The sequence below is a fragment of the Brevibacillus sp. SIMBA_040 genome, assembly GCF_046535075.1.
Taxonomy (GTDB): domain Bacteria; phylum Bacillota; class Bacilli; order Brevibacillales; family Brevibacillaceae; genus Brevibacillus.
This window is the reverse complement of sequence record NZ_JAWRXI010000191.1, coordinates 1-270: the sequence shown is the minus strand read 5'-3', so window position 1 is coordinate 270 and position 270 is coordinate 1. Positions and strand designations below refer to the sequence as shown.

Sequence of the window (270 nt, the reverse complement as noted above, 5' to 3'; positions counted from 1 at the left end):
GCCGGTGGTGATCGGCCGTGACCATCTGGACTCCGGCTCGGTATCCAGCCCGAACCGCGAAACCGAAGCCATGCAGGACGGTTCTGACGCCGTGTCCGACTGGCCACTGCTCAACGCCTTGCTCAACACTGCCAGCGGCGCGACCTGGGTTTCGCTGCACCACGGTGGTGGCGTAGGCATGGGCTTCTCCCAGCACTCCGGCATGGTGATCGTCTGCGACGGCACCGACGAAGCGGCTGAGCGGATTGCCCGTGTGCTGCACAACGACCC

At 65.9% G+C, this 270-nt stretch carries 1 pseudogene; it reads left to right on the top strand.

The features are described 5' to 3' along the window. Nucleotides 1-270: pseudogene (locus SB752_RS32505) on the top strand (urocanate hydratase); the annotation flags it as partial.